This is a genomic window from Pseudomonas vancouverensis (genome assembly GCF_004348895.1).
In the GTDB taxonomy this organism is placed as follows: Bacteria; Pseudomonadota; Gammaproteobacteria; order Pseudomonadales; family Pseudomonadaceae; genus Aquipseudomonas; species Aquipseudomonas vancouverensis.
The window spans coordinates 33,131-46,283 of the sequence record NZ_RRZK01000024.1 but is presented as its reverse complement, the minus strand read 5'-3'; the positions used below and the strand labels follow the sequence as shown (position 1 = coordinate 46,283).

Annotated in this window: 14 protein-coding genes and 1 tRNA gene; 9 read left to right on the top strand and 6 right to left on the bottom strand. The window is 59.7% G+C overall.

The features are described 5' to 3' along the window. The first annotated feature begins 33 nt into the window (after positions 1 to 33). Positions 34 to 339, top strand: coding sequence for a YkgJ family cysteine cluster protein (locus tag EIY72_RS17710; RefSeq protein WP_093213700.1), 306 nt, complete (start codon positions 34 to 36; stop codon positions 337 to 339). A gap of 122 nt (positions 340 to 461) precedes the next feature. On the opposite strand, the gene EIY72_RS17705 is transcribed toward EIY72_RS17710, so the two are convergent. The 6 genes from EIY72_RS17705 to hemA form a co-directional block, all read right to left on the bottom strand. Further along, positions 462 to 980 (bottom strand): acyloxyacyl hydrolase, encoded by a 519-nt coding sequence (locus EIY72_RS17705; RefSeq protein ID WP_093213688.1) that lies wholly within the window; start codon positions 978 to 980, stop codon positions 462 to 464. A 125-nt stretch (positions 981 to 1,105) separates the two neighbouring features. After that, entirely contained in the window at positions 1,106 to 1,897 is a 792-nt protein-coding gene (gene murI, locus EIY72_RS17700; RefSeq protein WP_093213684.1) for a glutamate racemase, read from the bottom strand. Continuing rightward, the gene (locus tag EIY72_RS17695; RefSeq protein ID WP_093213679.1) at positions 1,890 to 2,645 is read right to left on the bottom strand and encodes a molybdopterin-synthase adenylyltransferase MoeB; all 756 of its coding nucleotides are present in this window, start codon (positions 2,643 to 2,645) and stop codon (positions 1,890 to 1,892) included. The genes murI and EIY72_RS17695 overlap by 8 nt, the downstream gene beginning before the upstream one ends. After that, positions 2,639 to 3,469: a peptide chain release factor N(5)-glutamine methyltransferase gene (gene prmC / locus EIY72_RS17690; protein ID WP_093213674.1), complete on the bottom strand. Its 831-nt coding sequence runs from the start codon at positions 3,467 to 3,469 to the stop codon at positions 2,639 to 2,641. Before prmC ends, EIY72_RS17695 begins: the two co-directional genes overlap by 7 nt. Next, a complete protein-coding gene (prfA, locus tag EIY72_RS17685) occupies positions 3,470 to 4,552 on the bottom strand; it encodes a peptide chain release factor 1 (RefSeq protein ID WP_093213669.1) in 1,083 nt (360 codons plus the stop codon). It abuts the gene before it with no gap. Then, positions 4,549 to 5,838, bottom strand: a complete 1,290-nt coding sequence (gene hemA / locus EIY72_RS17680) for a glutamyl-tRNA reductase (RefSeq protein WP_093213664.1) — start codon at positions 5,836 to 5,838, stop codon at positions 4,549 to 4,551. Before hemA ends, prfA begins: the two co-directional genes overlap by 4 nt. A gap of 233 nt (positions 5,839 to 6,071) precedes the next feature. On the opposite strand from hemA, the gene EIY72_RS17675 reads away from it, so the two are divergent. The 8 genes from EIY72_RS17675 (at position 6,072) to ychF (ending at position 12,989) form a co-directional block, all read left to right on the top strand. Further along, positions 6,072 to 7,796: a tetratricopeptide repeat protein gene (locus EIY72_RS17675; RefSeq protein ID WP_093213660.1), complete on the top strand. Its 1,725-nt coding sequence runs from the start codon at positions 6,072 to 6,074 to the stop codon at positions 7,794 to 7,796. Positions 7,797 to 7,800: 4 nt separating this feature from the next. Next, a complete protein-coding gene (gene lolB, locus EIY72_RS17670; protein ID WP_093213657.1) occupies positions 7,801 to 8,418 on the top strand; it encodes a lipoprotein insertase outer membrane protein LolB in 618 nt (205 codons plus the stop codon). 1 nt (position 8,419) lies between these two features. After that, a complete protein-coding gene (ispE, locus tag EIY72_RS17665) occupies positions 8,420 to 9,271 on the top strand; it encodes a 4-(cytidine 5'-diphospho)-2-C-methyl-D-erythritol kinase (RefSeq protein ID WP_093213653.1) in 852 nt (283 codons plus the stop codon). Between the two features lie 36 nt (positions 9,272 to 9,307). Then, positions 9,308 to 9,382: transfer RNA gene (locus EIY72_RS17660), tRNA-Gln, on the top strand. 46 nt (positions 9,383 to 9,428) lie between these two features. Beyond that, complete coding sequence (locus EIY72_RS17655) at positions 9,429 to 10,370, top strand: ribose-phosphate pyrophosphokinase (RefSeq protein ID WP_003171603.1); 942 nt, start codon at positions 9,429 to 9,431, stop codon at positions 10,368 to 10,370. Between the two features lie 142 nt (positions 10,371 to 10,512). Further along, positions 10,513 to 11,112 carry a 50S ribosomal protein L25/general stress protein Ctc gene (locus EIY72_RS17650; RefSeq protein ID WP_093213648.1) on the top strand — a complete coding sequence of 200 codons (600 nt, stop codon included), beginning with the start codon at positions 10,513 to 10,515 and terminating at the stop codon, positions 11,110 to 11,112. Positions 11,113 to 11,281: 169 nt separating this feature from the next. Continuing rightward, positions 11,282 to 11,866 carry an aminoacyl-tRNA hydrolase gene (gene pth / locus EIY72_RS17645; protein ID WP_008037207.1) on the top strand — a complete coding sequence of 195 codons (585 nt, stop codon included), beginning with the start codon at positions 11,282 to 11,284 and terminating at the stop codon, positions 11,864 to 11,866. A 22-nt stretch (positions 11,867 to 11,888) separates the two neighbouring features. After that, positions 11,889 to 12,989: a redox-regulated ATPase YchF gene (gene ychF / locus EIY72_RS17640; protein ID WP_093213644.1), complete on the top strand. Its 1,101-nt coding sequence runs from the start codon at positions 11,889 to 11,891 to the stop codon at positions 12,987 to 12,989. Positions 12,990 to 13,153 lie beyond the last annotated feature (164 nt).

Below are 13,153 nucleotides of genomic sequence, written 5' to 3'. Positions count from 1 at the left end.
ACGGCAGTCAGTGACTGCCTTACACTGCGCGCCATGAAAACCATCGCCCATGTGCAAATCGCCGAACCCGCGGTCACTTGCTCGACCTGTGCAGCCTGCTGCTGTCAGCTCGAAGTCATGTTGATCACCGACACGGGTGTGCCTGAACGCTTCATCGATACCGATGACTGGGGCGGGGAAGTCATGTTGCGCCTGGACGACGGCTGGTGTGCCGCGCTGGATCGCAACACGATGATGTGCACCATCTACGAGCAACGCCCGCTGATCTGCCGGGAGTTCGAGATGGGTGCGCCGGAGTGCATCGAAGAGCGCCGGGGGATTTCGACGGCGTATCGCTGATTCGGAAAACTGCATGCCCCTGTAGGAGCGAGCATGCTCGCGATGACGGTGTGTCAGTTACCGAATGGGTTGGCTGACCTTCAGCTATCGCGAGCATGCTCGCTCCTACAAGGGCAATTGCGTTACAGCGGCATTGTGTAATGCAGCGAGTAACTTTCTACGCCATCGTTCGAGCTGGCCATGCCGGCGTTGGAATAGTGCGTGGCACGAACCCCGACTTCATGACCGCCGTTGAAGCGCAGGCCGAAACCAAAGCGGTCTTCGAACTGAAAGGCGCCGCCGATATTGTTGTCTTCCAGCTTGGTATGGGAGAACACCGCGACACCAACGCCCGCTTCGATATAAGGCTTGACGTTCTGACCGGCGAATTCATAGACGAAGACCGGGGAAAACGAGAGGCTGCTGGCGCTGGAAGTCTTGTCGCCTTCCCAGTAGGTGTAAGCCCCGCTCCAGTAACCGGTCAGACGACCGACATCGCTCTGCCACCAACTCGAATCCCAATTGGATTGCAGGCCCAGTCGATAGGTCATGGTCGAATCGCTGGTTTGCCCCACGGCGAACTCTACGCCTGCTGCTTGAGCGGTAAAACTGTGCCCCATCAAAGCGGCCGCAATCGCGGCCAAACAGAATAGTCGCTTCACGAGAAACTTCCTTTTCCGAACGATTTCGTATGGTTTTTTTTGTTGCTCAGCCTTTCAAAGCTATAAGAAGCACGCGATTAATCAGAAGTTCACCCTGATTTTTCGTTTAACCCCCAAAGTCGCACTTACGTGTTGAAGCTTCGCACAATGCCGGGTGTATTCCACAGTGTCGGCAAGATATTTCTGAAGTGAACCGGGTCGGCACTGGTCCAGAACTGCGCTTCACGGGCCGGGCCGTTGCTGAGCAGATCACGCTCGGCCAGCAGGCGTTGCAGTTGCCGGGCCACGGCAGCACCGGTGTCGATCAGACTGATGTCGCCGGGGATCATCTGCTTGAGCAGCGGCTTGAGGAAGGGGTAGTGAGTGCACCCCAGAATGAGGGTGTCGGCACCAGCGGCGAGCAGCGGCTCGACGTAACCGGCCAACAACGTGAACAATCGCGGGCTGTGCAAATCGCCGTTTTCAATCAACTCCACCAGCCCGGGACAGGGCTGGGTGATGACCCGCACATCGGTGGCGAAACGGTCGAGCAGCGCGGCAAACTTGGCACTCTGCAAGGTGCCCGTGGTGGCCAGCACCCCGACCACGCCGCTGCGAGTTGCCGCCGCCGCAGGCTTGACCGCCGGCTCCATGCCGACGATGGGCCACTCTGGATAGTCGCGGCGCAGATCGGCAACGCCGGCCACGGTCGCGGTATTGCAGGCCAGCACCAGCGCCTTGGCGCCCTGTTCCTGGAAGAACCTGGCCATGACACTGCAGCGCTGACGGATAAAGTCCGGGGTTTTCTCGCCGTAGGGAATGTTGCCGCAATCGCCGACGTACAACAGCGATTCGTTGGGCAGCAAGCGCTGGATCTCGGCCAGCACCGACAGTCCACCGACGCCGGAGTCGAACACGCCGATAGGCGCTTCACGCATGTTTCGGCCCGCAAACGGCGCAACCCGGGTCACGCTTGACCCGCAGCTCGCGAAAACGTGTGCCCAGGGCATCGATCAGCAACAGGCGACCCACCAGCGGCTCACCGAAACCGGCCAGCAACTTCAGTGCTTCAAGGGCCTGCAAGCTGCCGACCAGCCCCACCAGCGGCCCGACCACACCGGCTTCGCTGCAGGTGAGTTCGGCTTCGCTGCCATGCCCGTACAGGCAGTGGTAGCACGGACTTTCCGCACGCCGTGGATCGAACACCGACAGTTGCCCTTCCAGGCGAATCGCCGCGCCGCTGACCAGCGGTTTGCCGGCCGCCACGCAAGCGGCGTTGACTGCTTCACGGGTGGAGAAGTTGTCGGAACAGTCGAGGACCAGATCGACGCCGGCCACCGTGGCAGCCAGGGAATCCTCATCCAGCGCCGCACGATGGGCGACCAAACGGATTTCCGGATTGATGGCCGTCAGGCGCTTGATCGCGGAATCGACCTTGCCCATGCCGACACTGTCGGTGTCATGGATGATCTGGCGTTGCAGGTTGGTCAGGTCGACCGTGTCGAAATCCGCCAGATGCAATTCGCCCACACCCGCCGCCGCCAGGTACAAAGCGACCGGCGCACCGAGGCCGCCAAGGCCGACGATCAGCACACGGCTGTCCTTCAGCCGCAGCTGACCATCGATGTCGATGTGTTGCAGCAGAATCTGCCGGCTGTAGCGCAGCAATTCCTGATCATTCAGCACGGAAGGCGCCCCAGGCTGATCCGTTGGTGGCCGCCCAGATCGGTGCGGCTGTGCACCTCTTCAAAGCCGCGAGTCAGCAACAGGTCACGCACCGCTTCGGCCTGATCGTAGCCGTGCTCAAGCATCAGCCAGCCACCGGCTTCCAGATGATCTGGCGCCTGGGCGACGATCAAGCGCAGATCGTCAAGCCCGTCGGGACCAGCCACCAGGGCGCTGGCCGGTTCAAAGCGCACATCGCCTTCCACCAGGTGCGGATCGGCTGCCGCGATGTAGGGCGGGTTGCTGATGATCAACGCAAAGCGCTGGCCTTCCAGGGCGCTGAACCAATGGCTGTTCAGCACCGTGGCGTTGTTCAGGTTCAAGCGCTGACGATTGCGCTCGGCCAAGGCCACGGCTTCCGGCACGCGATCTACGGCTGTGACTTGCCATGCCGGACGCTCGCTGGCCAGGGCCAGGGCGATCGCGCCGCTGCCGGTGCCGAGGTCGAGCACCTTGGCCGGGGTCGCAGGCAACAATTCAAGCGCGGCCTCCACCAGCAACTCGGTGTCCGGACGCGGGATCAGCGTGTGCGGTGCAACTTCCAGATCCAGCTTCCAGAAGCCTTGTTGACCGAGAATGTAAGCCACCGGCTCGCCATTGCGGCGACGCAACAGATAGTCGGCAAAGGTCAGCGCGGCCTCGCTCGGCACAATGCGTTCGGGCCAGGTGTGCAGGAAACTGCGGGGTTTGCCCAAGGCCGCGGCCAGCAACAATTCGGCATCCAGACGCGCGGTGGGCGAGTCAGGCAAATCGGCGGCGCGCAACAAACTGGCAATGATCGTCATTTATTCACCTATCGCTGCCAGTTGATCGGCCTGGTATTCGGCCAGCAGCGGCTCGATCACCGCCTCGACACCCCCGGCGAGAATTTCGTCGAGGGAGTACAGCGTCAGGTTGACCCGGTGATCGGTGACCCGCCCCTGGGCAAAGTTGTAGGTACGGATGCGCTCGGAGCGGTCGCCGGAACCGACCAGTAACTTGCGCTCGCTGGCGATCGCGTTAGCCGCGGCACTGGTCTGCTGGTCGTTCAATTTCGCCGACAACCAGGCCATCGCACGGGCACGGTTCTTGTGCTGCGAACGCTCTTCCTGACATTCGACGACGATGCCCGACGGCAAGTGGGTAATGCGAATGGCCGAGTCGGTCTTGTTGACGTGCTGACCACCGGCACCGGAAGAACGATAGGTGTCGATGCGCAGGTCCGCCGGGTTGATCTCGATCGCTTCCTGCTCGTCCGGCTCGGGCAGTACGGCCACGGTACAGGCCGAGGTGTGGATACGGCCCTGGGATTCGGTTGCCGGCACGCGCTGTACGCGGTGGGCACCGGATTCGAATTTCAGTTTGCCGTAGACGTTGTCGCCTTCGACCCGGGCGATGACTTCTTTATAGCCGCCGTGCTCGCCTTCGTTCTCCGAGAGGATTTCCACCCGCCAGCCACGACGCTCGGCATAACGCGAATACATGCGGAACAGGTCGCCGGAGAAAATCGCCGCTTCGTCACCGCCGGTGCCGGCACGGATTTCGAGGAACACGTTGCGCCCGTCGTTCGGGTCCTTGGGCAACAGCATGCGCTGCAGGTCCGCTTTGAGCGTGACCAGGCGCTCCTTGGCCTCGCGAACTTCTTCCACGGCCATTTCACGCATGTCCGGGTCGCTGTCCTTGAGCAGTGCCTGGGCGCCTTCGAGGTCGCCTTGCACCTTGAGCAACTCTTTATAGGTGGCCACGATCGGCTCAACTTCCGCGTATTCCTTGGAATAGGTGCGGAACTTGTTCTGATCGGAAATGACCTCGGCATCGCCCAGCAGGGCGGTCAATTCCTCGAAACGGTCCTGGAGGACATCCAGTTTATTGAGCAGTGACGCTTTCATTGCGGTTTTTTATCCGAAAAGCTATCCGATGAGCCCTCACCGAGGGCAAAGAGTTCCTGGGCCATCGCCAGCGCATCCAGGCGACCTTCGGCAGAGAGCTTTTTCAACTGCACGCTCGGGGCGTGCAACAGTTTATTGGTCAGGCCACGGGCCAATTGCACCAGCACCTCTTCGGCGTTGCTGCCGTTGGCCAGCAGGCGCTGGGCCTTCTGCAACTCTTCGTCACGCAGGCGTTCGCTCTGTTGACGATAGGCCTTGAGCACATCCACCGCCGCCAGTTCACGCAGGCGCACCATGAAGTCTTCGGCGCCGATCGAGACCATTTCTTCCGCCGCCTGGGCTGCACCCTGACGACTCTTGAGGTTCTCGGCGACCACTTCATGCAGGTCGTCGACGCTGTACAGGTAAACGTCGTCCAGTTCGCCGACTTCCGGCTCGATGTCCCGGGGAACGGCAATATCCACCATGAATATCGGTTTGTGCTTGCGCAGTTTCAAGGCGCTTTCCACCGCGCCCTTGCCCAGGATCGGCAACTGGCTGGCGGTGGAACTGATGACGATATCGCTGCGCACCAGTTCTGCGGGAATGTCCGACAGCAATACGGCATGGGCACCGAACTGCTCGGCCAGGATACTCGCGCGCTCCAGGGTACGGTTGGCGACCACGATGCGCTTGACCCCCAGGTCATGCAGATGACGGGCGACCAGGGTGATGGTCTCGCCGGCGCCGATCAACAAGGCCTGACTGCGTTGCAGGTCGCTGAAAATCTGTTTGGCCAGGCTGACCGCGGCGAACGCCACGGACACCGGGTTCTCGCCGATGGCGGTGTCGGTACGCACCTGCTTGGCCGCATTGAACGTGGCCTGGAACAGACGCCCGAGCAACGGCCCGATGGTACCGGCCTCGCGGGCCACGGCGTAGGCCGATTTCATCTGGCCGAGAATCTGCGGCTCGCCCAACACCAGCGAATCGAGACCGGACGCCACGCGCATCATGTGACGAACTGCCGCATCATCTTCGTGCACATAAGCGCTTTCGCGCAGCTCGTCGAAGCTCAAATGATGGTATTCGGCCAGCCAACGCAACACGACTTCCGCCGACAGCTGATCCTGTTCTATATAGAGTTCACTGCGATTGCAGGTGGAGAGGATCGCAGCTTCGCGGCTGTCGGTGAGTCGGCAGAGCTGCTGCAGGGCCTCAACCAGCTGCTCAGGGGTAAAAGCCACGCGCTCGCGGACGTCTACTGAAGCAGTCTTGTGGTTAATACCGAGTGCAAGGAAGGCCATTCAAAGTCGCTGATGGTGACGTGAAGCCGGCAATTGTCCTACTTCGACGGAATCAGAACAACTACTCGATATCTATCACCGCAGTAGACAGTGCCGACGTTGCGAGACGTTCTCGTTTACAGGATCGCCAACGGTCGTCGATCGGGTTGGCAGGTAAATTGCCCGGGCGGTTATGTTTGGCCGAAAGCTTGTGTCATGATGATCCGACCGCAGGTTAGTCGTCCTCTTCCTATATGAATAGATCTTCCGCGTTGCTTCTCGCTTTTGTCTTCCTCAGCGGCTGCCAGGCCTTGGCACCCGTTTCGTCCGACGGTACGCCGCCGGCTGAAGACAGCACCCCGGCTCCTGAAAAGCCCAAGGTCTACAGCTCGTTCAGCGAAGACACCGTCTTCAGCCTGCTGAGCGCCGAACTGGCTGGCCAGCGCAATCGTTTCGACATTGCCCTGGACAACTACGTGACCCAGGCCATCAACACTCAGGATCCAGGCATCTCCGAGCGGGCATTCCGTATCGCCGAGTACCTGGGCGCCGATCAGGCCGCGCTGGATACCGCGCTGATCTGGGCGAAAAACGCGCCGAACGATCTCGAAGCGCAACGCGCCGCTGCCGTGCAACTGGCGCGCGCCGGGCGTTATGACGACTCCATGGTCTATATGGAGAAAGTCCTGCAGGGCAAGGGCGACACCCATTTCGACTTCCTCGCGCTGTCGGCGGCGGACACCGACCAGGACACCCGCAACGGCTTGATGAAAAGTTTCGACCGTTTGCTGCAACGTCATCCAAACAACAGCCAGCTGATTTTCGGCAAGGCCTTGCTGATGCAACAGGATGGCGATGCCAGGGGTGCGCTGAAACTGCTGGAAGACAACCCGCCCGAAGACGGCGAAATCGCGCCGATCCTGCTGCGCGCACGCCTGCTGCAAACCCTCGATCGCGGCGACGAAGCCCTGCCGCTGCTGCAAAAAAGCATCAAGAAATACCCGGACGACAAGCGTCTGCGCCTGACTTACGCGCGCATGCTGGTTGAACAGGACCGTATGGACGACGCCAAGACCGAGTTCTCCAGCCTGGTCCAGCAATATCCTGACGACGATGAATTGCGTTACTCGCTGGCCCTGGTCTGCCTGGAAGCCAAGGCCTGGGAAGAAGCCAAGGGCTATCTGGAAGACCTGATTGCCCGGGAAAGCCACGTCGACTCGGCGCACCTGAACCTGGGGCGTATCGCCGAAGAACGCAATGACCCACAAGGCGCGCTGATCGAGTACGCCAAGGTCGGTCCGGGCAACGACTTCCTGCCGGCACAGTTGCGTCAGGCCGATATCCTGATGAGCAACGGCCGAACCGCTGAAGCCCAGAGCAAACTGGCGGCAGAGCGCGATGAACAACCGGATTATGCGATCCAGCTGTACCTGATCGAAGCCGAAACCCTGTCCGCCAACAACCAGGAAGACAAAGCCTGGAAGGTCCTGCAAACCGCACTGCAGCAATACCCGGACGATCTGAACCTGCTGTACACCCGGGCGATGCAGGCGGAAAAACGCAATGACCTGGCGCAGATGGAAAAAGACCTGCGCCTGATCATCAAGCGCGATCCGGACAATGCCATGGCCCTGAACGCCTTGGGCTACACCTTGTCTGACCGGACCACGCGTTATGCCGAAGCCAAGGCATTGATCGAACAGGCGCACAAGATCAGCCCGGAAGACCCGGCCGTACTCGACAGCCTCGGCTGGGTGAATTTCCGCCTGGGTAATCTCGACGAAGCCGAGCGCCTGTTGCGCCAGGCCCTGGAACGCTTCCCCGATCAGGAAGTCGCCGCTCACCTGGGTGAAGTGCTGTGGACCAACGGCAAACAGCGCGAGGCCAGGCAGGTGTGGGGCAAATTCCTCAAGGACCAGCCCGACAGCCCGACCCTGCGCGGCACCATCAAACGCCTGACCGGATCAGAGACTCTTTAAGATTATGCTTTTGCGCCATTTCATCGTTTTCAGCTTCATCGCCCTGCTTGCTGGTTGCGCCGGCCTGGGTCCCCGCGAATCGGTCGAGGGTCACGGCAACGCGACCCAATGGCGCGAGCACAAGGAACAATTGACCGGTCTCGACGGCTGGCAGATTGACGGCAAGATCGGCATCCGCGCGCCCAAGGATTCCGGTAGTGGCACGCTGTTCTGGCTGCAACGCCAGGATTACTACGACATCCGTCTGTCCGGCCCGCTGGGTCGTGGCGCAGCGCGCCTGACCGGGCGCCCGGGCAAAGTGTCGCTGGAAGTCGCCAACCAGGGCCGTTACGACGCGCCGGATCCGGAAACCCTGCTCGAAGAACAATTGGGCTGGAAACTGCCGGTGTCCAACCTCGCCTGGTGGGTTCGCGGCCTTCCGGCACCGGACAGCAAAAGCCGCCTGACACTTGACGGCGACAGCCGCCTGGCGAGCCTCGAACAGGATGGCTGGAAGATCGACTACACCTCCTACACCCAACAAAACGGTTTCTGGCTGCCGGAGCGCATCAAGCTCAGCGGCAACGACCTTGATGTCACGCTGGTGATCAAGGTCTGGCAACCGCGCAAGCTGGGGCAATGACATGCCTGCCAATCGCCTGATCTTGCCGTCCCCGGCCAAACTCAACTTGATGCTGCACATTCTGGGTCGCCGTGAAGACGGCTACCACGAACTGCAGACGATGTTTCAGTTCCTCGATTACGGTGACGAGATCACCTACGCCGTCCGCGATGACGGCGTCATTCAATTGCACACCGAATTCGACGGCGTTCCCCACGACAGCAACCTGATCGTCAAGGCCGCCAGAAAACTTCAGGAACAATCTGGCTGCGCGCTGGGCGTCGATATCTGGATTGAAAAGGTCTTGCCCATGGGCGGCGGCATCGGTGGCGGCAGCTCGAACGCGGCCACCACACTGCTCGGCCTCAATCATCTGTGGCAACTGGGCTGGGATGAGGATCGCCTGGCGGCACTGGGCCTGACGCTCGGCGCCGACGTCCCGGTTTTCGTTCGCGGTCACGCGGCCTTTGCCGAGGGCGTGGGAGAAAAACTCACCCCTGTCGACCCCGAAGAGCCGTGGTATCTGGTGCTCGTACCGCAAGTCTCTGTTAGTACGGCAGAAATTTTTTCCGATCCGTTGTTGACACGTAACACGCCGCCCATTAAAGTGCGCCCCGTTCCCAAGGGAAACAGTCGAAATGACTGCTTGCCGGTGGTCACAAGGCGTTATCCAGAGGTACGTAACGCTTTGAATTTGTTAGGTAAATTTACCGAAGCAAAGCTCACCGGAACTGGAAGTTGTGTGTTTGGGGGCTTCCCAAGCAAAGCTGAAGCTGATAAAGTCTCGGCCCTTCTTACAGAGACCCTTACAGGGTTTGTAGCAAAAGGAAGCAACGTTTCGATGTTGCATCGCAAGCTGCAAAGTCTGCTCTAAAGGAACCGATTACAGGGTAATCGTTGCAACAGATACAGGGGCGTCGCCAAGCGGTAAGGCAGCAGGTTTTGATCCTGCCATGCGTTGGTTCGAATCCAGCCGCCCCTGCCATTTTCCTATACTCATCCAGGTTACCCTCAGCCTTCAGGTACTGCGCGTGTCCAAGATGATGGTCTTTACGGGGAACGCTAACCCCGATCTGGCTCGGCGTGTCGTACGTCAGCTGCATATCCCTCTCGGTGACATCTCTGTCGGTAAATTCTCCGACGGCGAAATTACAGCCGAGATCAATGAAAACGTCCGCGGTAAAGATGTCTTCATTATTCAGCCGACTTGCGCTCCGACCAACGATAACCTGATGGAACTGGTAGTGATGGCTGATGCCTTCCGCCGCTCCTCGGCTACTCGTATCACTGCTGTTATTCCTTACTTTGGTTATGCCCGTCAGGATCGCCGTCCGCGTTCCGCACGTGTGGCTATCAGCGCGAAAGTCGTGGCTGACATGCTTACCGTAGTCGGCATCGACCGTGTTCTCACGGTTGATCTGCATGCTGACCAAATCCAGGGTTTCTTCGATATTCCGGTAGATAACATCTACGGCTCCCCGGTTCTGGTGGATGACATCGAAGATCAGCGCTTCGAAAACCTGATGATCGTGTCCCCGGACATTGGCGGCGTCGTGCGTGCACGTGCCGTTGCCAAATCCCTGGGCGTGGATCTCGGGATCATCGACAAACGCCGTGAGAAAGCCAATCACTCTGAAGTGATGCATATCATCGGTGATGTCGAAGGGCGTACCTGTATTCTGGTCGATGACATGGTCGATACCGCCGGCACCCTGTGCCACGCGGCCAAGGCCTTGAAAGAGCATGGCGCAGCCAAGGTTTTCGCTTATTGCACGCACCCTGTCTTGTCGGGTCGGGCGATCGAGAACATTGAAAATTCCGTGCTGGACGAGCTGGTGGTGACCAACACCATCCCGCTGTCCGCTGCAGCACAAGCCTGTGCGCGTATCCGCCAACTGGATATCGCACCGGTTGTTGCCGAGGCGGTTCGCCGCATCAGCAATGAAGAATCGATCAGCGCGATGTTCCGTTAAGGGCCCTGCCCTTCTCGAAATGTCTCGTTGACGAAAAGCGCCCCGCCCCGGCATTCCTGTCGGGGCGGGGCTTTTTTGCCCATATCGCCTTTAGCGCTGGTCGCAAACGCTGGGGCGAATGTGGTTATTTTGGAGATACAAAATGAACGATTTTACTCTGAATGCTGAAGTGCGTTCCGACCTGGGGAAAGGTGCGAGCCGCCGCCTGCGTCGTCTCGCAAGCCTGGTTCCAGCTGTAGTTTACGGTGGCGACAAAGCCCCTGAATCCATCAGCATGCTGGCCAAAGAAGTTGCCAAACTGCTCGAAAACGAAGCGGCTTACAGCCACATCATCGAGCTGAACGTTGCTGGCACCAAGCAAAACGTCATCATCAAGGCTCTGCAGCGTCACCCGTCCAAGGGTCACGTTCTGCACGCTGACTTCGTACGCGTAGTTGCCGGCCAGAAGCTGACCGCTATCGTTCCTGTGCACTTCATCAACGAAGCTGCTCCAGTGAAGAAAGGCGGCGAGATTTCGCACGTTGTTGCTGAAATCGAAGTGTCCTGCCTGCCAAAAGACCTGCCTGAATTCATCGAAGTTGACCTGGGCAACGCCGAAGTCGGTTCGATCATTCACCTGTCCGACATCACCGCCCCTAAAGGCGTTGAATTTGTTGCTCTGGCTCACGGTAACGACCTGGCTGTTGCCAACGTTCACGCTCCACGTGTTGCTCCAGAAGCTGCAGAAGGCGCTGCAGAGTAATTTACTCTGCGCTGCCGGAGTGACCGGAAACATCGCGGACTGGAACGTAGCGAGATAGCGGGCGAGAACGCGGAGTTTACATCATGGTAAATGAGCAATTTTCGTCCACTTTCGCCGCTCTCCCGGATTGCGGCGATGTTATCCACCACTCCAAGGAAGGGCCCCTATCGTGACTGCCATCAAACTGATCGTTGGCCTGGGAAATCCAGGCGCTGAATACGAACAGACCCGGCACAACGCAGGGGCCCTTTTTGTTGAGCGCATCGCGAACGCACAAGGGGTCAACCTTGTGGCGGACCGCAAATATTTCGGCCTGACCGGGCGTTACTCGCATCAGGGTCAGGATGTTCGTCTGCTGATTCCCACCACGTACATGAACCGCAGCGGCCAGGCCGTCGCGGCCCTCGCCGGGTTCTTCCGCATCAAGCCTGAAGAAATTCTCGTGGCGCACGACGAACTCGACTTGCCACCGGGTGTTGCCAAGCTCAAGCAGGGCGGCGGCCATGGCGGTCACAACGGGTTGCGCGACATCATTGCGCAACTGGGCAATCAGAATACGTTCTACCGCCTGCGGCTTGGCATCGGCCACCCGGGCGTCGCCAGTATGGTTTCAAATTTCGTCCTGGGTCGTGCGCCACGCGCCGAACAGGAAAAACTCGATGCCAGCATCGACTTTGCCCTCGGCGTGCTGCCGGATATCCTCGCCGGTGAATGGAACCGCGCGATGAAAAACCTGCACAGCCAGAAGGCCTGACTCTACTCCGAGGGGAAACACCATGGGATTCAATTGCGGCATCGTCGGCCTGCCTAACGTCGGCAAGTCCACCCTGTTCAACGCCCTGACCAAATCCGGGATCGCGGCCGAGAACTTCCCCTTCTGCACCATCGAACCGAACAGCGGTATCGTGCCGATGCCGGATCCACGCCTGCAGGCCCTGGCGGAAATCGTCAATCCGAAGCGCATCCTGCCGACCACCATGGAATTCGTCGACATCGCGGGCCTGGTGGCCGGCGCGTCGAAAGGTGAAGGCCTGGGCAACAAGTTCCTGGCCAACATCCGTGAAACCGATGCCATCGCCCACGTGGTCCGCTGCTTCGAAGACGAGAACGTGATTCACGTCTCCAACAGCGTCGACCCGAAACGCGACATCGAAATCATCGACCTGGAACTGATCTTCGCCGACCTCGACAGCTGCGAGAAGCAACTGCAGAAGGTCGCGCGCAACGCCAAGGGTGGTGACAAGGACGCCGTGGTCCAGAAAGGCCTGCTGGAGCAACTGATCGCTCACTTCACCGAAGGCAAGCCTGCGCGCAGCCTGATGAAGAACATGAGCACCGACGAAAAGGCGGTGATCAAGGGCTTCCACCTGCTGACCACCAAGCCGGTCATGTACATCGCCAACGTCGCTGAAGACGGTTTCGAAAACAACCCGCACCTGGACGTGGTCAAGGCCATCGCCGAAGAAGAAGGCGCAGTGGTTGTGCCGGTCTGCAACAAGATCGAAGCGGAAATCGCCGAGCTCGATGACGGCGAAGAGAAAGACATGTTCCTCGAAGCCCTGGGCCTCGAAGAGCCTGGCCTGAACCGCGTGATTCGCGCCGGCTACGAAATGCTGCACCTGCAGACCTACTTCACCGCCGGTGTCGAAGAAGTCCGCGCCTGGACCGTTCGCGTCGGTGCTACCGCACCACAAGCCGCTGGCGTGATCCACACCGACTTCGAAAAAGGCTTCATCCGCGCCGAAGTGATCGCCTACAACGACTTCATCCAGTACAAGGGCGAAGCCGGTACCAAGGAAGCCGGTAAATGGCGTCTGGAAGGCAAGGACTACATCGTCAAGGACGGCGACGTGATGCACTTCCGCTTCAACGTGTAAGCCGTACGCCCAAGAAAAAGCCGCGTTTGATACGCGGCTTTTTTGTGCCTGTTGTTTTGCCCCCGTGGGAGCGAGCTTGCTCGCGATTGCGGACTGACAGCCAACTGAACTGCAAGCTGATACACCGCCATCGCGAGCAAGCTCGCTCCCACAGGGAATAAGGG

Bases quoted from the DNA above. Each gene is read 5' to 3' on its own strand.
- hemA (WP_093213664.1), bottom strand. From the start codon at position 5,838: ATGGCCTTCCTTGCACTCGGTATTAACCACAAGACTGCTTCAGTAGAC.
- prmC (WP_093213674.1), bottom strand. From the start codon at position 3,469: ATGACGATCATTGCCAGTTTGTTGCGCGCCGCCGATTTGCCTGACTCG.
- prfA (WP_093213669.1), bottom strand. From the start codon at position 4,552: ATGAAAGCGTCACTGCTCAATAAACTGGATGTCCTCCAGGACCGTTTC.
- lolB (WP_093213657.1), top strand. From the start codon at position 7,801: ATGCTTTTGCGCCATTTCATCGTTTTCAGCTTCATCGCCCTGCTTGCT.
- EIY72_RS17675 (WP_093213660.1), top strand. From the start codon at position 6,072: ATGAATAGATCTTCCGCGTTGCTTCTCGCTTTTGTCTTCCTCAGCGGC.
- ispE (WP_093213653.1), top strand. From the start codon at position 8,420: ATGCCTGCCAATCGCCTGATCTTGCCGTCCCCGGCCAAACTCAACTTG.
- EIY72_RS17650 (WP_093213648.1), top strand. From the start codon at position 10,513: ATGAACGATTTTACTCTGAATGCTGAAGTGCGTTCCGACCTGGGGAAA.
- ychF (WP_093213644.1), top strand. From the start codon at position 11,889: ATGGGATTCAATTGCGGCATCGTCGGCCTGCCTAACGTCGGCAAGTCC.
- EIY72_RS17710 (WP_093213700.1), top strand. From the start codon at position 34: ATGAAAACCATCGCCCATGTGCAAATCGCCGAACCCGCGGTCACTTGC.
- murI (WP_093213684.1), bottom strand. From the start codon at position 1,897: ATGCGTGAAGCGCCTATCGGCGTGTTCGACTCCGGCGTCGGTGGACTG.